The organism is Desulfonatronum thiodismutans (assembly GCF_000717475.1).
In the GTDB taxonomy this organism is placed as follows: domain Bacteria; phylum Desulfobacterota; class Desulfovibrionia; order Desulfovibrionales; family Desulfonatronaceae; genus Desulfonatronum; species Desulfonatronum thiodismutans.
The window spans coordinates 55,743-72,731 of record NZ_JPIK01000004.1 but is presented as its reverse complement, the minus strand read 5'-3'; the positions used below and the strand labels follow the sequence as shown (position 1 = coordinate 72,731).

Here is a 16,989-nt window from a genome sequence, read left to right as displayed (position 1 = left end):
TTGATATTTTTGGAACGGTAAAAGTCACTCCGCCATGTCTGACGACTTGGCTTGAAGCGAATGGCGAATATAGTGATTTTGACATGGGTTTCCGACGCACAGGTCCATGTGGCGCTCGACCGGGTCCATGATCATCGCGAAAATGGTCTCAAATGCGACCTCCGAGGACTCGTCCTGGAAGCCGTGGGCGCAGATGCTCCTGGGGTAATTGGTGTGATCGCGAGTCAATTCCTTCAGCCGCTCCGGGTCCAGGTTTCCACTGCTGCGACGCAGAAAGTTGTCAGCGACCTGTTTGCGGACCATGCTGCCGCCGTGGCTGAGCCAGTTCGGCGTCTCAAATTGCCGCATGGTCGAGCCCACGTAGTGGTTCGTATGGGCCAGCGAACCGTCCATGGACAGAATTTCGTATCGGGTGGCCGAGGTTTCCACGCAAAATGCCGCGTCCGGAGAGGAGAGTTGGTAATTCAATCCACTGGCTCTGGGTGAAAAAATGACGTTGCCCAAGGCGTCTCCGATACGTTCAGAGCCCAGAACGCCTCGCATGACAAAGGGATAAATCACCCCCGGGCGCGCGTCCGTGGCCACGATCTTGTTGATGACGGCGCAGATTCCGGCGCTGTTCAGTCCGACGAGCCCGAGGATTCCCGCCAGAGTGACGATCAACATTTCCGGCCCCGAAGCCGGCTTGACGCGAAGAAGGCACAAAAAATCGCGATAATAACGCTCCATGTCGTAGGTCTGGCCCAAAAACGATCTGCCTTCCCGTCCGTCCCGGCCGGAGACGTTGAATGTCGTGCAGCCCCAGAGTCGGTTGGCGAGAAGGGTTCCTCCCAGAGTGGGCGCTCGCAGGTCTTCCAGTTCCAGGAAGGTGTTCAGCAGAAGCACCGCCTCAAAGTCGATGCCCGCTCCGTCGGCGATCCCCCGCATTTCCTGGACAAGGTCCGAAGAGAACCGCTCCAGAAAACCGATGTTCCGCATGGCGAAGGTCGAAAGTCGTTCGTGTTCGATGTTGAACCAAGGATTGTTGACGTCATGGACGTTGGCGATGGTTCCCGCGAAAGCCCGGATTTCGGTTTTCAGGCTGGAGCCGTGCGCATGGCCGATTTCATAAGGAGAGCCGGAAAGTTCCAGGACAGGGATATGCGGTGTAATCATTTGTTGTTCTTCCGTATTGTCAGAAGGAGGACTGGAGGATTTCGGGCGCGTTCGTCTAGATGAATTCCATGAAATAGTCCCATTCCCAGGGATCGACGCGGTTGTTGAAGTTTGGCGTCCCGTAGTCGTCGAATTGGGCCTTGGCGGTTTGGACCTCGAACTTTTTGACCGCCAGGACGAGTTTGATGAATTCCGGATCAAGGACGCAATGCAGGTCGGTGTCGTTTTCAAATGCCTGGATCGACTCGTCCAGGCTGAATGGAAGCTTGGGAACGTCGTTTCGGTCGTAAGCAATGTCCATCACTGGTTCGGGCAGGTCCGGAGAGGATTTGATGCCTTCCAATCCGGCGGCAAGGGTGCAAAGGGCAAGGAGGTAGGGGTTGGTTCCGCCGCAGGCGAGCCGGTTTTCCAAGTGGGTGCTTTGTCCGCGGCATCCCTTGACGCGAATGCCCACGGTTCGGTTTTCCATGCCCCATGTCGCGCTATGCGGAGCAAAGGAGTTGACGCGATACCGCTTGTAGCAGTTGATGGTCGGGGCCGTGAAAATGGAATTGGCCTTGGCGTGCTTGAGGAGGCCGGCCAAAAAATTCTTGGCCACGTCGGACAACCCATACTGTTCATCCGGAGCTTCAAAGACATTTCTCCCGGTCCGCTTGTCGATGAGACTGATGTGGAAGTGCGAACCGGAGGCGCTGGAATCGATGAATGGTTTGGTCATGTATGTCGCGATGTAACCGTGCTGAAGCGAAATCTCCTTGAGGCCCGTCTTGAAGAGAAACGCCGTGTCAGCGGCCTCCAGACCGTCCTTGTAGTAAAGGTTGATTTCCTGTTGTCCCGGTCCGTGTTCGGAATTCTGAGTGATGATCCGCACACCGGCCGCGTCCATCTTGCGCATCAGATCATAGGTGTAAGCAATGTCGAAATTGTTTTTCAGAGTCACGAAAATCGGTTGACCCTGGTAAACCGGCGTCCTTGTGTCCTTGTGTAGGACATAAAACTCGAATTCATAGCCGAGTCGACAGACGTACCCCATTTCATCGAAGTCGTTGATGATCTTTTTGAGCAGCAAGCGTGGAGAAGCCATGGACGGCGAACCATCGTACCAGAACGGGTCCACGGTGATGTTGGCCGTGTTTGGAACCCAGGGCAGGACCGTGAAAGTCGATAAGTCCGGGACAGTGAGATGGTCCGCGAAGCAAACCTCTTCCGCGCAACCGGTCCCGCTGGGTACGAGCGACTGCACGTCAAGTCCCAGAAGCCCACCGTAAAAATTCAGGCCGTCTTCCAAATAATTCAGGAAATTACCGATGGGAACGGTTTTGCTTCTGGATATCCCGTGAAGGTCGGCCTGTTCGAAGCGAATGAAGTGGATATCATGGTCTCGAATAGTTTTCATAATTTGTTCAATCGAATTCGGATTTGCTGTTTTTTTAGCCATTTTTTTTCCTTTTTTAAGATATGAACAAGGGAAAGCCTGATTCGGTACTTGAATCAATCCTCAATCTTCTATCAATTCCCGTGCCGGTAATATTGTTGCATTTTTAATATATTGTTTTAATTTGTAAAAAAGCGTACATGGATTTTTTCTGTTTTGGCAAAACTCGTTAAGCGGCTTTGCGTGCTCGAATTGCACGATATAATTCTTAAAAATAAGAATTTATTTTTCAAAAATTAAATTAATATTTTAAAATATATGAATTTTTTTTAGTTATTGATTTGTTGATTTTTTGAATGCTGTTCGATAAGTGTAAAATTACAAATCTGGCTATCCAGGGGTGTCGGCTCATGCTGAATCATTTAAACGAACAGGCTTTGTCCTTACTGCGCGGATATGCGGAACAGTGTGCTCAAGGCATCGCGATCATCGACCCGGTGAATCGGGTCGTTTATGCGAATGAAAAAATCAGCTCGTTTCTGTGCAAAAAAAATGGGGCGTGGCATTTTCAGTCAGGGGGGCTTAACGGTTTGGAAGGAAGCGGGGGGGCTTTGGCTGCCGGACTGGAGAGAGTCCGGGGAGAGGCGGAGGCACAGGAACTGGAGTTTGAGCGCTCCTCAGGAAGGAACGAGCCGGAATACCTGGGGGTGCGCCTGATGCCTTTGAACGGTTACCCCGGGTTTGTGCTGTTGGAAACGCGGGCCGTTCCCTCCACGACCCGGTTGCGGCGGGCCCTTCTTGCCGAGCGGACCGCCAGGCGGCGGATAGAGCACCTTTCCCGGCGTGGACGCTCTCTGTTCTATCAGGTCATCGAACATCTACCGCTGTTCGTCTATATGCAGCGCCCGGATTACAGCGTTGCCTATGCCAATCAAAAGACGCTGATTTTTTACGGCGAGACCGTCGGTCGCCCCTGCTATGAGGTTTTTGCCGGACGGAGTTCTGCTTGTCCGCAGTGTCCGACATTCCGCGTCTTCGAGACGGGAATGCCCGAGGAATGGGAATTCGTGGACCGGCTCGGGAGGACATTTCGGATTTACGACTATCCGTTCGAGGATGAGAATGGTCTGCCGTTGGTCATGGAATTGGGAGTGGACATCACCGAACTGAAACGTGTCGAACGTGAGCTGTACCAGGCGCAGAAAATGCGCGCCGTGGGCGTGCTGGCCGGTGGCATCGCCCATGACTTGAACAATAACCTGGTGCCGATCATTTTTAATGTCGACTATGCCCTGGGCAAGTCCGCCGATCCGCTGATCAACGAGCCGTTGGGCGAAGCCCTGCGCGCGGCGTATCGAGCCGCGGACCTGGTGGAGCAGGTTCTCGATTACAGCCGTCAACAAAATTTGAAACGTTTTCCCCTCCGGCTGGTGGAATCGGCCCAGGAAAGCCTGGACTTACTGCAAGCCTCGCTTCCAGCAAGCGTTCGTCTGCACGTCGACTACCAGACGGATCGAGACTGGATATCGGCCAACCCGTCGCAGATCCAGCAACTCCTGCTTAATCTCTGCCGGAATGCCGTACAGGCCATGCCCAACGGAGGCGACCTTTCCGTCCGCGTGAGCCGGGTGGTCATGGACGGCTTCGTGGAGCGCATTCAGGAAGGCATGCCCCAAGGCGAGTACGTCGTGTTGGAGGTGATGGATACCGGGATCGGCATTGACCTCGAAAACTTGGACAGGGTGTTTGAGCCTTTTTACACGACCAAAAGGGATCGCGGAGGAACCGGAATGGGGCTGGCCGTGGTGCATGCCATCGTCACGAGTAATGGCGGAGTGATTCGGGTCAGCAGTTCGTCGGGGAACGGGTCTCGATTCACCGTTTACCTTCCTTTTGTCGCGCCTTCCCCACAGGAAACCTTGAAGCAAGAGCACGATGGCGGTCCGAAAGGGCGCAAGCCGACGCGACTGCTTCTGGTGGACGACGACATGGGCGCGATACAAGCTATGCAGCGCGTGTTTCGCGAGGCCGGGTTCGATGTCGTGACCGCGGAGAGCGGAGAGCTTGGTCTGAAGCAATACCTCATGGCCGATGAGCCGTTCGACCTGATTCTCGCCGATCACTCCATGCCCGGAATGTCCGGAATAGAAATGGCCAGAACCATCCTGAACCATGAACCGAAATCCACCATCGTTATCTGCACTGGGCATGTTGAGGCGCAACTGGAAGAAGAGGCCAGATCGGTCGGCATTGCCGGTTTTCTGATGAAGCCAATGACGCCGGGCAAGCTGCTGGAGAGCGTTCGTCGCTTTCGAGGAGGAAATGGCTGATCTTTTGCCTGCATCGGTATTTTCGACCTGTTTTGGGGCATGGACACCGGACCTACTTATATTTGAGGTCCAAAGAGGCAGTGATGTCGAAAAGGTAAAATATTTCGGTTTCGGCCTCAGACGTCACGGATGGTCAGGAGGACGATCCATAATGGAGTGGGAATGGCAAAAATATTGATCGTCGATGATGAAGAGATGGTCCGCCGGACACTGCATCGCTGTCTGGAAGACATGGGCCATGAAACTTTTCTGGCCGGAAGTTTGGCGGAGGGAGCGGCTCTAGCGTCGCGGGACGTGGATGTAATTTTTTTGGACCTGGGGCTGCCGGACGGCGAAGGCCAAAAGGCCATCGACACCTTTCGGGCGACCTCTTCCAAGCCGGAAATCATCGTCATCACGGGCCTTGGCGACAACTATGGAGCGGAGGAGGCCTTGCGTCGGGGAGCCTGGGACTATATCCGCAAACCGGCCTCGCCCTTGGTCATTCGGTCCGCGCTGACCGGTGCTCTGGAGTATCGGGCCAAGCACAAGGTTGAACAGTGCCGCTCCGTAAGGCTCCACGATAGCGGCATGATCGCCCGGAGTCCCGTCATGCAGCGCATCTTGAGAACACTCAGCAAGGCGGCTGAGAGCGACGCGAACGTCCTGATTCTCGGCGAGACCGGGGTCGGCAAGGAACTGGCCGCCAGGGCGATTCATGCCAACAGCGTGCGCAAAGACAGGCCGTTTGTCGTCGTCGATTGTTCAAACCTGTCGGAAACTCTTCTCGAAAGTACGCTTTACGGCCACACCAGGGGATCGTTCACCGGTGCCGTTTCGGACCGTGGCGGACTGATCGCCGAGGCTGACAAGGCCACACTATTTCTGGATGAAGTCGGCGAGCTGCCGGTCTCATTGCAAAAAAACTTTTTGCGGGTTCTTCAGGAAAAACGATTCCGTCCTGTTGGAGCACACAGGGAGTATTTAAGCGATTTCAGGCTGCTGGCCGCGACGAACAGAAATTTGGAAGCAATGTCCAACGAAGGGCTGTTCCGGAAAGATCTCTTGTTCAGGTTGCGGACCCTGGAGGTTCATCTTCCGCCGCTGCGGGAACGGGAGGGAGATCTCGAAACGCTGGCTGAGCACTTCATTTCGGCGACCTGCACCCGTTACAAGATTCCCGAAAAACGTCTTTCCAGGCAGCTTCTTGCGGTTTTTCAAAGCTATCATTGGCCGGGGAACATTCGAGAAATGCGCAACGTCATCGAGTCGACCATCATTGAGGCCGGCAAGGACAGTGATATTTACCCGAAACACTTGCCAGCGGCCGTTCGATTGTCTCTTCTGGCGAACGGTGCAAAAGACCGGGGTTGCGACGGCACTGTTCCTCCCCAGAAATTGACCGAACCGGAACCCCTCATGATGCCGGCTTACGAAGAGTACAGGGCGATGTGCAACCGCAAGTACTTCAAGGAACTCCTGATCGTCAGCGGAAACGATCTCGTAAAGGCAAGCGACATCTCCGGGCTGAGCATTCCCAGCATCTACAGACATCTCGGCATTTCCCGACTCCCAACCCCCAGGAGGAATCGAAGCTGATCTTCCACCCGCTTCCAAAACTCTTCGAGCAGACGTCGGTGATGATCACTGCCAATTTGAGCTTCGACGAGTGGACGCGGGTCTTCGGTGACGTCGATATGAGAGGGGGCCTTCTGGATCGTGTCAAGCGTCACTTCGAGATCATGGCGATTGGAAACGCAAGCTGGGGCCTGGGGTAACGGATGTCCGATGGGGTGAAGCCGAAGGTCAATTATCAATGCCGATTGGCACCCTCGTGGTCAACGCCTTGCACAAATTCTTCAGGATGCAGGGACGGGCCGGGGTGAAGTGGGCCGAGGGAATAAGACGAAATTGGATGGAAACCTTCTTATCCCAGTTTGGCCCCGTTGGGCACGGGCTTGTCCGGCACGGCAAGGATCACCCCTCCGTCCTGGTGGTAGAATCCGGTCAGCAGGAACTCGGAACGCATCGGGCCGATCTGTTTGGCCGGGAAGTTGGTCACCCCGACCACCTGTCGGCCGATGAGGTCTTCCGGGGCGTAGTGGTCCGTGACCTGGGCGCTGGTCCGCTTGCGGCCGATTTTCGGGCCGAAATCCACCTCCACGATGTAGGCCGGTTTGCGGGCCTCGGGAAAGGGTCGGGCGTCCACCACCGTGCCTACGCGGATTTCCACCCGTTCGAACTCCTGCCAGGAAATGGTCTCCTCGGCCATTTCATCCCTCCTTTTGTTTGCGGCGCAGGGCGGTGACCTGTTCTCCGCCGATGCCCCAGTTGTCCGTCTCCACCTCGTCGATGACCACCACCGTGGTTCGCGGGTTCTTGTCCAGCACGTCCGCCAGCAGGCGGGTGACGCCCCGGATCAGCCGGGCCTTTTGCTCCGCGGTGGCTCCTTCTTTTGTGATCTTGATGTTCACGTACGGCATTGTCTCGCTCCTGAGCGGGATGAGGTTTCGTTTCCACGCCGAGGATTGGCCCGAAATCCGTTCGTTCGCCGTCGCGCTTTCGGGTATCCGGGCCTTCTCGGCACGTCCTCTGCATGGAAGTTCGATTGTCGTTCCGGGATGTCGCGGAAAACGACCGTGAGGGATGCCAGGTTCACGGCCATTTCAAACGGTTTTCGCGATTCTGGCGGCGCTCCGGTGAGTTATTTTTTTCACTTATTACTCCAACAAAATTGTAACATCATGTTCATGAATCTCACAAATCCATTCATTGACCTTGTTCCTGGTACCGGTTGTGCTCGGGTTTCCGAAAGCGATTTCACCGATGCTTCCATTCCGTTTTCCGTTACTGCCTCCAGCTTTTCGGGTCCAGAGGGCGGTGAGGCCTTTGTGCAGCTTTTCGCCGGGTCTCCCAATGCCGTGGCTCTGCGCGATCTGGAGGGCCGAGTGGTGGCTTGCAACGCCGCTTTTGAGCGAATGTTCGGGCCGCTTGGGTCGCGTGGTGCTGGGAGCGAGAAACGGTGGTTACGGGATCTGTTGCGACCGTGCCCGGGGTTTGAGGAGCAGGCCGAGCGCGTCTGGAGCGGCGACGCGGCCTTTCAGGGAGTCGAGGTCTGTTGGCGGGCCGTCAATGGCCGGACCGTGGAAACCTGCGCTTCCCAGTTTTCCATTGCCATGGTCGATGGCCGCCGGTTTTCCTGGTGCATCTTCGTGGATATCTCCGACCGCAAACAAGCCGAACGGATGCTCCAGGACGCGGAAACCAAGTACCGTTCCATTTTCGTCAATGCCGTGGAGGGCATTTTCCAGACCACGCCGGACGGACGCTATCTGGACGTCAACCCGTCTCTGGCCCGGATTTACGGCTTCGCCTCGCCCCAGGAGATGATCCGGGCCTTCCGGGACATCAAGACGCAACTGTACGTTGATCCTCTGCGTCGGGACGAGTTCGTGCGGATCATGGACCAAGACCACGAGGTCTGGGATTTTGTTTCCGAAATTTACAAAAAGGACGGCACCCGGATCTGGATTTCGGAGAATGCGCGGGCTGTGTACGATGATCGTGGAAATATCGCCTATTTCGAGGGGACCGTGGTGGACATCACCCGGCGCAAGCTGGCCGAAGAGGCCCTGGAGACCCAGCGGGAGCTGTTCACCCAGTTGTTCGCCAACTCGCCCCAGGCCATCGTGCTCACGGACATGGACCGCAACGTGATCAACGCCAACCAGGCCTTTGAACAGCTTTTCGGGTTCCGGGCCGAGGACATTCGTGGTTTTTCCATCCGCGGCTTCATCGTGCCCGAGGAATTGATGGCCGACACGGAAACCTTCCGCGCCGCCGTGGTTTCGGGCAACTCCATGCAGGCCGAGACCCATCGCCGCCACAAGGACGGTCGGCTGATCCCGGTGTCCATGATAGGTTTCCCGTTGATGGTCCGCGGGGCCATTCAGGGCGTGGTCTTTATTTATCAAGACATTTCCGAGCGCAAGGCCTTTGAGGAGCAGATCACCCATCAGGCTTTTCACGACGGGTTGACCGGCCTGCCCAATCGCAGCCTGTTCGCCGAGCGACTGGCCCGGGCCGTGGAGCGGGGCAAGCGGCGCACGGATTATCATTATGCTGTGATCATGGTGGACCTGGACAAGTTCAAGACGGTCAACGACACCCTGGGCCATCAGGCCGGGGACGACCTGTTGATCGAAGTCGGCCGCCGGCTGTCCGGATGCGTCCGGTCCATGGACACCGTGGCCCGGCTGGGCGGGGACGAGTTCGCGCTGATTTTGGAGGAACTGGCTTCGGAGGATGAAGCCCTGACCATTGTCCGGCGGATCGAGGAAACCCTGCATCAGCCCCTGGTGCTGCCCGCCGGGGAAGTCCGGCCCGAGGCCAGCATCGGGGTGGTCATGCACTCCGGGGAGTACGCCCAAGCCGAGGACATCCTGCGCGACGCGGACATCGCCATGTACCGGGCCAAGGAACTGCGCTGCGGCAATATGCTTTTCGACCGCTCCATGCGCCTGGAGCTTCAGGAATCCATGAACCTGGAAAGTGAACTGCGTCTGGCCGTGGAAAAGGGCGGCCTGAACGTGCATTACCAGCCCATCGTCCGCGTGGACGGCGGTGGACTGGAAGGCTTCGAAGCCCTGGTCCGCTGGAACCATCCGAGCATGGGGCAGGTACCGCCATCCAGGTTCATCCCTCTGGCTGAAGAAACCGGGTTGATTCTGCCCTTGGGCCGGTTCGTGATCCAGGAAGCCTGCCGTCAGTTGGCTTCATGGCGTGACGAACTGCCCGGCGGGGCGGAGCTGTCCATGAGCGTGAACGTTTCCTGCCTGCAATTCTTGCGGGACAATATCGTGGAGTACGTGGCCGGGGTGCTCCGGGATTTGGACCTGAACCCGGAAGTCCTGAAGCTGGAGATCACCGAATCCGTGCTGATGCATGATCCGGCCCACACGGCCCGGGAGCTGCAACGGCTCAAGGATCTGGGGGTGCGGATCGCTATCGATGATTTCGGCACCGGCTATTCCTCTTTGAGCTACCTCCAGCAGTTGCCCATCGACCACCTGAAAATCGACCGCTCCTTCATCAGCGGCACCGAGCAGGCCGAAGGCAACCTGCACATCGTCAACTCCATCATTTCCCTGGCTCGGGCCCTGGGGATCTCGGTCGTGGCCGAGGGCGTGGAGCGGGAAGAGCAGTTGACCTCCCTGCGCGACCTCCGCTGCGACAACGCCCAGGGCTTCATGTTTTCCCGCCCGTTGGACGCTGAAGGGGCCGCGGAGTATATTTTGCGGTGTTCCGGGCGTACGGGGAAATAGCCGACAACCAATCCGTACGAGAACGTGCTTCTCCCACGGAGCCGAAATCGAAATCGCGATCGAAATCGAGAACATAAGTCCGTCATTGAATGACGGGGATACCGATTTCGATTTCGATCGCGATTTCGAGCATTGCTTCGGCGGGGTATCAGCCAAGAGCCTTCAACTGCCCTGATCTTCCTCCCTTTCCGCCGTGCCTGCCGCATAACCTTCCACGCTGACGGACTTCTTCATGGCCCGCAGGCCGACCTGGGTGCCGAAACGTTCCGGGTGCATGTGGGACTGGACGATGCCCTCGGCCACACGCTGGCGGAGTTCGGACTCGATATCTTCCGGGGAGCCGAAGAGGATGGCCCCGCAGGGGCAAATTTCCACGCAGGCCGGAGTCATGCCCTTGGCCCGGCGTTCGGCGCAGAGATCGCACTTGGCCACCGGATTGGGGCCGGTGCGGGAATGGGAAATGGCGGCAAAGGGACAGACCGAGAGGCAGACCATGCAACCCACGCAGGTCTTGGGCTGGAGGATGACCGCGCCTTCGTCGTCCTGGTAAAAGGCATTCACGTTGCAGGCTTTGAGGCAGGCCGGGTTGGCGCAGTGGTGGCAGCTGATGGGCACGGTGATCCCGTCGCTGGTCCGGGTCATGTGAATTCGGGGCTGGCCGTACAGATATCCGCAGACAGCCTCGCAGCTTTCGCAGCCGATGCACAGGTTGTAGTCAATGTACAGGGTTTTCTTGGACTTAGACATCGCCCGCCTCCTTCTGGGATGCCTTGTCTTCTTCATCCCCCCTCGTGCCTCCTGAATCTAACGGGTGGGCCTTGATCCAGCCGTCCAGGGATTCCGCGGCCTTCAGGCCGCTGAGAATGGCCCGACCGATTTTGGACGGCCCAGTGAGCACGTCGCCGGCAACGAAAACGCCATCGAACTTGGTCATCTGCAACCAGCCCTTGCCATCCTTGGAAATGTCCTCCAGGCGAAGTTCGCGGGGAAAGGGATTGGTGGGCACCTCGCCGATGGCCGCCACTACCAGGTCCACGTCCAGCTCCTGTTCCCGCGGTTCTTCGCCTTGCGTGAAAACCAGCCGCTGGGCCCGATTCTCGCCGACAATCCGCAGCGGTGTGGTCTGTTCTACCCAGCGCACTCCGCGCTGACGCAGGAGTTTGATTTCCATCCGCCCGGCCGGGGCTTCGTCCACCGTCTTGCGGTAGAGCAGGGTGATTTCCTCGGCCCCCAGTCGCAGACAGCTCTGGACCACATCCACAGCGGACAATCCCGCGCCAATCACCGCCACCCGTTGTCCTTCGACTTTTGGAGGGGCGACCAGAGGCGCCTGGGTGGAGGATTGGGTCATCTTGCAGGCCCGCAATGGAAAGAGAAATTCCAGGGACGTATAGACCCCGACTAGGTCTTCGCCGGGGATGTTCAGCCGCCGTGGACGCCAACTGCCGGTGCAGATCAGCACGGCCGCGCATTCGTGGAGCAGGTCGGACAGGCTGGTCATTTCCTGAACGAATTCATCCCCGGACTCACAGACCTTGTCCTGGGTGCAGATCTTCGTACAAAAATGGAATCGTATGCCATACTCTTCGGCTAATTTTTCCGCCGCGTCCTCAATCCGCCGAGCCGGGATCCGAAAGCCGGGAATGCCGAAGACCAGCAGTCCCCCAGCCTTGGGCAACTTGTCGTAGACATGCACCTCATACCCGGCGCAGGCCAGCCAGCCGGCCGCGGACAACCCGGCCGGCCCCGATCCGACCACAGCCGCCTTCAACCCGTTGGGCGGAGGCGGCGCGGAACAGAGAAACGCGTAGTTCATGGTGTTCATGGGCGTTGATCCTTTGGGGAAAACAGCGATACAGGCCTCATTAAAAATGAAAAGGAGGGTGCTGGATAACCTACTCCTTCTTTGCTAGATTGCAAGGCTGACGGCGTTATTGCGCGGCGAACGGTTCGGGTGGCATGGCGTGTGCCATGTACGAGGAGCGTTGGTCGTCCGTTGCACCGGAATTTCAACCTCGAAGGAGATGCGTATGTCCAAGGACAAATTGCCGAAGAATTTTCAGAAATTGCAGCAGAATCACCCCGAGTTCATGGCCGCGGTGGGCAACCTGGGCAAGGCCGTTCGCGAGGCCGGCTCGCTGGATGAGAAGACCATCAACCTGCTCCAGATGGCCGCCGCCGCGGCCTTGCGTATGGAAGGGGCGGTGCACAGCCACGCCCGCCGGGCCATGTCCGCCGGGGCCACGGAAGAGGATGTACGCCACGCCCTGATCGTGCTCACCTCGACCATCGGCTTCCCGGCCGTGGCCACGGCCACGAGCTGGGTCAACGACGTGAGTGAGGATTAGCAATCCACAAACCGAACCTGGAGGCAAGATGCAACGGTACGACGTGATCGTCGTCGGCTCCGGAACGGCCGGTTATACCGCGGCCCATGCCTGCCGCAAGGCCGGAAAGAGCGTCCTGGTGGTGGACAAGCGACCATTCGGAGGAACCTGCGCCATGCGCGGCTGTCAACCCAAGAAGATACTGGTGGCCGCCACCCAGGCCGTGCATGGGGCCAATGCCCTGCACGGGCAGGGCGTAACCGGAGAAAGCCGGCTGGATTGGCCCTCCTTGATGCGTTTCAAGCGCGACTTCACCGATGCCGTGCCCCAGGGTTCGGAGCGAGGCTTTCTTGATGCCGGGATGGCCACGGCTCACGGCCTGGCCACGTTCACCGGCCCCCGGCGGCTACGGATCGGAGAAGAGGAGCATGAAGCCGAACACGTCGTCATCGCCGCCGGGGCCGTGCCCAGGAAACTGGATATTCCCGGCGGCGAACTGCTGCTGGACAGCGACGCCTTCCTGGAACTCGACGCGCTTCCGGAAAGCATCGCCTTTGTTGGCGGCGGATTTGTCTGTTTTGAATTCGCCTTCATCTGCGCCCTGGCCGGGGTGCGCACGACGGTCATCCACCGCGGCGACCGTTTTCTGCGCAACTTCGATCCGGACTTGGTTGCGTTGCTTATGGAGGCCGGCAAGGCACGAGGGATCGAATTTTTACCCGAAACCAAAGTTTCCGCCGTGCGCAAGGACGGCCGGGAATTCGTGCTCGACCTTGCCGGGTCAGGCCCGACCTCACTGCGTGTCCAGGCGGTCGTGGCTGCCGCCGGGCGGGTGCCGGACCTGGACGGACTGGGGCTGGACGTTGCCGGAGTCAGCGTGAGCCCGAAGGGGGTCAGCGTGAACTCCTTCATGCAAAGCGTTTCCAACCCTGCTGTGTATGCCGTGGGCGACGCCGCGGATACGCCTTACGCCCTGGCCACCACCGCGGACATGGAGGCCGAAACCGCGGCGGTTAACATTCTTCAGGGCAATACCACCCAGGCGGACCACGCGGCCGTCCCCAGTGTCGTGTTTTCCGTTCCGCCCCTGGCCACCGTGGGCATGAACGAGGAGCGGGCCCGTCGGGCCTCGGAAGAACAAGGCTTCAAGCTGACAGTGAACACCGGCGACGCCACGGGCTGGATGACCTCCCGGCGCATCGGCCAGAAGCACGCGGCCTACAAGGTCATCCTGAACAAGGATGCGGGAACGGTCCTGGGCGCGCACTTGCTTGGCCACAGCGCCGAGGAGATGATCAACGTCCTTGCCTTGGCCATCAAGTTCAAACTGACCAGGACGCAGCTCAAAAGCCTGCTCTGGGCCTACCCGACCCATGTTTCGGACATCAAGTACATGATTTGATGAGCATCTCTTGGAGAGGGGGGAGGATCTGTTGAAGATTGAAGAAATGAACCGCCCGCTTCGCTCAGGACGCGGAGGCCGCCAAGAAGAGATTTTCGCCTTCCGCCGGAAAGATGCGGAAGACAAAAGGCTCACGGCCTGACGGCGATTTCCGGTTTTTGCCGAAGGGGGGCAATGTTTTTGGAAAGCAGCTTTTCCCCTGCTTTCCAAAATCTTTTCCTTGGCGTTCCTGGCGTCCTGAGCGACCTTCGGGAGCGGGCGGTTTGTTTGGGGGCCTTGAACCGATCAGCCCCGGGCCAGGGCCGCGACCACCGCGCGCATGAAGGCCGGCAGGTCGTCCGGGGTGCGGCTGGTGATCAGACCTCCGTCCTCCACGACCTCCTGGTCCACCCAATTCGCCCCGGCATGAACCAGGTCGTCCTTGATGGCGAAATACGAGGTCACGGTGCGGCCCTGAAGGATCTTGGCCGAGGCCAGCATCCAGCCGGCGTGGCAAATAGCTGCCACGACCTTGCCCTGGTTGGTCAACTCCCGGACCAGCGAAACCATGGCCGGATCGCGGCGCATAAAGTCCGGGGCGTACCCGCCGGGAATGACCAGCCCGGCAAACTCCGCCGGATTCAGGTCCTTGGCCGCGGCCGTGCTTTTGGCCGTGGTCCCGACCTTGCTGGAATAGACCACCCCGGCCTTGACCCCGACAACCTCCACGTGAGCCCCTGTTTCCAGGAGTCGGTAGTAGGGGTAGATGAACTCGTAATCATTAAACAATTCAGCGACCATGATCATGACCTTCTTGCCGGACAGTTCCATATTATCCTCCAGTCTCACCGCGCGAACGCGGGTTGCGGTTGCGTGACGCTTTTTTTCAAAACACCTCCAAGGTATCCCAAAACAGATCGAGTCGCAAAATGCGTGTTGTTTCTTCACGAATTTTGATGATCGTTGATGTGGAAACCTTGTTTGTACGGATCGTACAGATCTCTACCTGTTGACAATTACTTCTTTTTTTGATCAATCCTGACTCCTGACTCCTGACTCCTGACTCCTGACTCCTGACTCCTGACTCCTGACTCCTGACTCCTGACTCCTGACTCCCCTACCAAACTATGTCCAAACTCACTATTCACGCCCTGACCAAGTCCTACGGCGGTCGAGATATTTTCAAGGATTTCAATCTGGAAATCGTCGGCGGAACCCGCCTGGCGGTGGTCGGCGCCAACGGCGCGGGCAAATCCACCTTGCTGCGCATTCTGGCCGGAGAATCCAATCCCGACAGTGGGCGGGTTATTTTTTCCACCGGGGCGCGTCTGGGGTACGTGGCCCAGGAACTGGACGCGGGCGACCTGGAGCGCGGGCTGTTGCCCTGGGTCATGGACGCCTTGCCGTCCTGGGCCAGATTTTGGCATCGCTGGGAAGAGGCTGTTCAGCGCCGGGATGAAGCGGCCTTGAATATTCTGGCCGAGGAGCAGACCGTGTTGGAGCACCAACTCGGCTACAGTCCGGAACACCGGGCCAAGACCATCCTGTGCGGCCTGGGTTTCGCCGAGGCCGACCTGGGCAAGCCCCTGCAAGCTCTGAGCGGCGGCTGGCGGGAGCGGGCCAAGCTGGCTCGGGTGCTCACCGCCGGGGCGGACGTGCTGCTTCTGGACGAGCCCACCAACCACCTGGATCTGGAGGCCGTGACCTGGCTGGAGGAGTATCTGCTCGGGTTTGACGGCGTCCTGATCTTCGTGGCCCACGACCGGGTCTTTCTGGACAAGGTGGCCACCCAGACCCTGTATTTGGGCGAAGCCAAGCCGATTCTCCGTCCCGGCACGTTTTCCGAATTCCTGGCTTGGCGGGAGGAAATGGAGCAGCAGTGGGAGCGCCAGGCCGCGGCCATTGATGACAAGATTCGTCACCAGGCCGTGTTTATCGACCGTTTCCGGTTTAAGGCCAGTAAAGCCCGGCAGGCCCAGAGCAAGTTGAAGAGCACGGACAAGCTGCAGAAGGAGTTGGAAGAACTGCGCGGCCAACGCCCGGAAGTCCGGGCCAAGACCCTGTCCTTCTCCCTGCCGGAACCCAGCCGAGGGGATCAGACGGTTTTGGCCGCCGCGGATCTCGGTTTCGCCTTTGACGACGGTCGACCGCTCTGGCCGCCGCTGACCTTTCAACTCTACCGGGGACAGAAGGTGGCCCTGGTCGGCCCCAACGGCGCGGGCAAAACCACGCTGCTCAAGCTGATCAGCGGGGATCTGGTGCCCAAAGCGGGGCGGATCAAGGTCGGCCCGAATACGGTCATGGGCTATTTCAGCCAGCACCAGACTGAAATCCTCAATCCGAAAACCTCGGTCCTGTCCGAAATGCGTCGTCTGGCCGGTCCCAAGGCCAGCCATTACGAGGTCTGCTCCATTCTCGGGTTGTTTCTGCTGGGCGAGGAATATTGGGAACGCCCGGTGTCCAGCCTCAGCGGCGGAGAGAAGAGTCGCCTGCTGCTTGCCTCCCTGTTCGCGGCCCGGGCCAACTTCCTGGTCCTGGACGAGCCCACCAACCACCTGGATCTGGAAAGCCGGGAAGCCTTGATTCGCGCCCTGGAGGAATACACCGGGACCCTGATCTTCGTGGCCCACGACCGCCGTCTGCTGGCCGAGGCGGCTCAAGAGGTCTGGGCCGTGGGGCCGGAGGGGCTGCACGTGTTTTCTCGCGGGTACGAAGAGTACGAGGAGCATCGCCGCGCGACCCTCTCCGAGTGCGTCGTAGAAAAGCCGACCCAGGTCGGCAAGGTCTCACGCCAGGATGAAAAGGAACGCCGCCGGGCCGAGGCTGAGCGCCGCAACGCGCTTTCCCGCAAGCTCAAGCCGTTGAAAGCCGAATACGCCCGGGTCGAGTCCGAACTGGAAACGGTCTTGACCCGCCAGAGCGACCTGGAGCAAATTCTGGTCGATCCGGAAACTTACGCCCGGAGCGACGAATTTACCCGCTTGAGCAAGGAATATCACGAAGTGGAGCAACAGGCCGAACGCCTGATGCTCCGGCTGGAAGAGCTGGAAGGCGAGATCGGGGAAGTGGAAGGGATTGTGACGGAATCTTGAATGATTCCGTCAGGTATTCCGTCAAG

General features: G+C 58.6%; 14 protein-coding genes. 7 read left to right on the top strand and 7 right to left on the bottom strand.

The genetic code is table 11. The features are described from left to right. Positions 1-24: 24 nt before the first annotated feature. Together GY33_RS0100915 and GY33_RS0100910 are read right to left on the bottom strand one after the other, a co-directional pair. Complete coding sequence (locus GY33_RS0100915) at positions 25-1,155, bottom strand: acyl-CoA--6-aminopenicillanic acid acyl-transferase (RefSeq protein WP_031385530.1); 1,131 nt, start codon at positions 1,153-1,155, stop codon at positions 25-27. 55 nt (positions 1,156-1,210) lie between these two features. After that, on the bottom strand, positions 1,211-2,551 hold the full coding sequence (locus GY33_RS0100910) for a glutamine synthetase family protein (protein WP_235185425.1): 1,341 nt from the start codon (positions 2,549-2,551) through the stop codon (positions 1,211-1,213). 389 nt (positions 2,552-2,940) lie between these two features. On the opposite strand from GY33_RS0100910, the gene GY33_RS0100905 reads away from it, so the two are divergent. The 3 genes from GY33_RS0100905 to GY33_RS21895 all read left to right on the top strand — a co-directional run bounded on the left by GY33_RS0100905 (position 2,941) and on the right by GY33_RS21895 (position 6,617). Continuing rightward, a complete protein-coding gene (locus GY33_RS0100905) occupies positions 2,941-4,860 on the top strand; it encodes a hybrid sensor histidine kinase/response regulator (protein ID WP_031385528.1) in 1,920 nt (639 codons plus the stop codon). 162 nt (positions 4,861-5,022) lie between these two features. Then, complete coding sequence (locus GY33_RS0100900) at positions 5,023-6,438, top strand: sigma-54-dependent transcriptional regulator (protein ID WP_031385527.1); 1,416 nt, start codon at positions 5,023-5,025, stop codon at positions 6,436-6,438. Between the two features lie 41 nt (positions 6,439-6,479). Beyond that, on the top strand, positions 6,480-6,617 hold the full coding sequence (locus GY33_RS21895) for an ATP-binding protein (RefSeq protein WP_407637353.1): 138 nt from the start codon (positions 6,480-6,482) through the stop codon (positions 6,615-6,617). Positions 6,618-6,766: 149 nt separating this feature from the next. On the opposite strand, the gene GY33_RS0100890 is transcribed toward GY33_RS21895, so the two are convergent. Both GY33_RS0100890 and GY33_RS0100885 read right to left on the bottom strand, forming a co-directional pair. Next, positions 6,767-7,111, bottom strand: coding sequence for a tRNA-binding protein (locus GY33_RS0100890; protein ID WP_031385526.1), 345 nt, complete (start codon positions 7,109-7,111; stop codon positions 6,767-6,769). Position 7,112: 1 nt separating this feature from the next. Beyond that, positions 7,113-7,322 (bottom strand): 2-hydroxymuconate tautomerase family protein, encoded by a 210-nt coding sequence (locus GY33_RS0100885; protein ID WP_031385525.1) that lies wholly within the window; start codon positions 7,320-7,322, stop codon positions 7,113-7,115. A gap of 408 nt (positions 7,323-7,730) precedes the next feature. Between GY33_RS0100885 and GY33_RS0100880 the strand changes: the two genes are divergently transcribed. Further along, entirely contained in the window at positions 7,731-10,163 is a 2,433-nt protein-coding gene (locus tag GY33_RS0100880; protein ID WP_235185424.1) for a sensor domain-containing protein, read from the top strand. 162 nt (positions 10,164-10,325) lie between these two features. On the opposite strand, the gene GY33_RS0100875 is transcribed toward GY33_RS0100880, so the two are convergent. After that, on the bottom strand, positions 10,326-10,910 hold the full coding sequence (locus tag GY33_RS0100875) for a 4Fe-4S dicluster domain-containing protein (protein ID WP_084184703.1): 585 nt from the start codon (positions 10,908-10,910) through the stop codon (positions 10,326-10,328). After that, the gene (locus tag GY33_RS0100870) at positions 10,903-11,988 is read right to left on the bottom strand and encodes an FAD-dependent oxidoreductase (RefSeq protein WP_035270950.1); all 1,086 of its coding nucleotides are present in this window, start codon (positions 11,986-11,988) and stop codon (positions 10,903-10,905) included. The genes GY33_RS0100875 and GY33_RS0100870 overlap by 8 nt, the downstream gene beginning before the upstream one ends. Before the next feature lie 205 nt (positions 11,989-12,193). On the opposite strand from GY33_RS0100870, the gene GY33_RS0100865 reads away from it, so the two are divergent. Together GY33_RS0100865 and GY33_RS0100860 are read left to right on the top strand one after the other, a co-directional pair. Further along, on the top strand, positions 12,194-12,511 hold the full coding sequence (locus GY33_RS0100865; protein WP_031385521.1) for a carboxymuconolactone decarboxylase family protein: 318 nt from the start codon (positions 12,194-12,196) through the stop codon (positions 12,509-12,511). Between the two features lie 28 nt (positions 12,512-12,539). After that, positions 12,540-13,892 (top strand): dihydrolipoyl dehydrogenase family protein, encoded by a 1,353-nt coding sequence (locus GY33_RS0100860; protein WP_031385520.1) that lies wholly within the window; start codon positions 12,540-12,542, stop codon positions 13,890-13,892. Positions 13,893-14,177: 285 nt separating this feature from the next. On the opposite strand, the gene GY33_RS0100850 is transcribed toward GY33_RS0100860, so the two are convergent. Beyond that, positions 14,178-14,702, bottom strand: a complete 525-nt coding sequence (locus GY33_RS0100850) for a type 1 glutamine amidotransferase domain-containing protein (protein WP_031385519.1) — start codon at positions 14,700-14,702, stop codon at positions 14,178-14,180. A gap of 296 nt (positions 14,703-14,998) precedes the next feature. Between GY33_RS0100850 and GY33_RS0100845 the strand changes: the two genes are divergently transcribed. Beyond that, positions 14,999-16,963, top strand: coding sequence for an ABC-F family ATP-binding cassette domain-containing protein (locus GY33_RS0100845; RefSeq protein ID WP_031385518.1), 1,965 nt, complete (start codon positions 14,999-15,001; stop codon positions 16,961-16,963). Positions 16,964-16,989 lie beyond the last annotated feature (26 nt).

What these genes read in the sequence shown, in the direction of transcription:
- GY33_RS0100915 (WP_031385530.1), bottom strand. Translation starts at nt 1,155, where the DNA reads ATGATTACACCGCATATCCCTGTCCTGGAACTTTCCGGCTCTCCTTAT.
- GY33_RS0100910 (WP_235185425.1), bottom strand. Translation starts at nt 2,551, where the DNA reads ATGAAAACTATTCGAGACCATGATATCCACTTCATTCGCTTCGAACAG.
- GY33_RS0100905 (WP_031385528.1), top strand. Translation starts at nt 2,941, where the DNA reads ATGCTGAATCATTTAAACGAACAGGCTTTGTCCTTACTGCGCGGATAT.
- GY33_RS0100900 (WP_031385527.1), top strand. Translation starts at nt 5,023, where the DNA reads ATGGCAAAAATATTGATCGTCGATGATGAAGAGATGGTCCGCCGGACA.
- GY33_RS21895 (WP_407637353.1), top strand. Translation starts at nt 6,480, where the DNA reads ATGATCACTGCCAATTTGAGCTTCGACGAGTGGACGCGGGTCTTCGGT.
- GY33_RS0100890 (WP_031385526.1), bottom strand. Translation starts at nt 7,111, where the DNA reads ATGGCCGAGGAGACCATTTCCTGGCAGGAGTTCGAACGGGTGGAAATC.
- GY33_RS0100885 (WP_031385525.1), bottom strand. Translation starts at nt 7,322, where the DNA reads ATGCCGTACGTGAACATCAAGATCACAAAAGAAGGAGCCACCGCGGAG.
- GY33_RS0100875 (WP_084184703.1), bottom strand. Translation starts at nt 10,910, where the DNA reads ATGTCTAAGTCCAAGAAAACCCTGTACATTGACTACAACCTGTGCATC.
- GY33_RS0100870 (WP_035270950.1), bottom strand. Translation starts at nt 11,988, where the DNA reads ATGAACACCATGAACTACGCGTTTCTCTGTTCCGCGCCGCCTCCGCCC.
- GY33_RS0100865 (WP_031385521.1), top strand. Translation starts at nt 12,194, where the DNA reads ATGTCCAAGGACAAATTGCCGAAGAATTTTCAGAAATTGCAGCAGAAT.
- GY33_RS0100860 (WP_031385520.1), top strand. Translation starts at nt 12,540, where the DNA reads ATGCAACGGTACGACGTGATCGTCGTCGGCTCCGGAACGGCCGGTTAT.
- GY33_RS0100850 (WP_031385519.1), bottom strand. Translation starts at nt 14,702, where the DNA reads ATGGAACTGTCCGGCAAGAAGGTCATGATCATGGTCGCTGAATTGTTT.
- GY33_RS0100845 (WP_031385518.1), top strand. Translation starts at nt 14,999, where the DNA reads ATGTCCAAACTCACTATTCACGCCCTGACCAAGTCCTACGGCGGTCGA.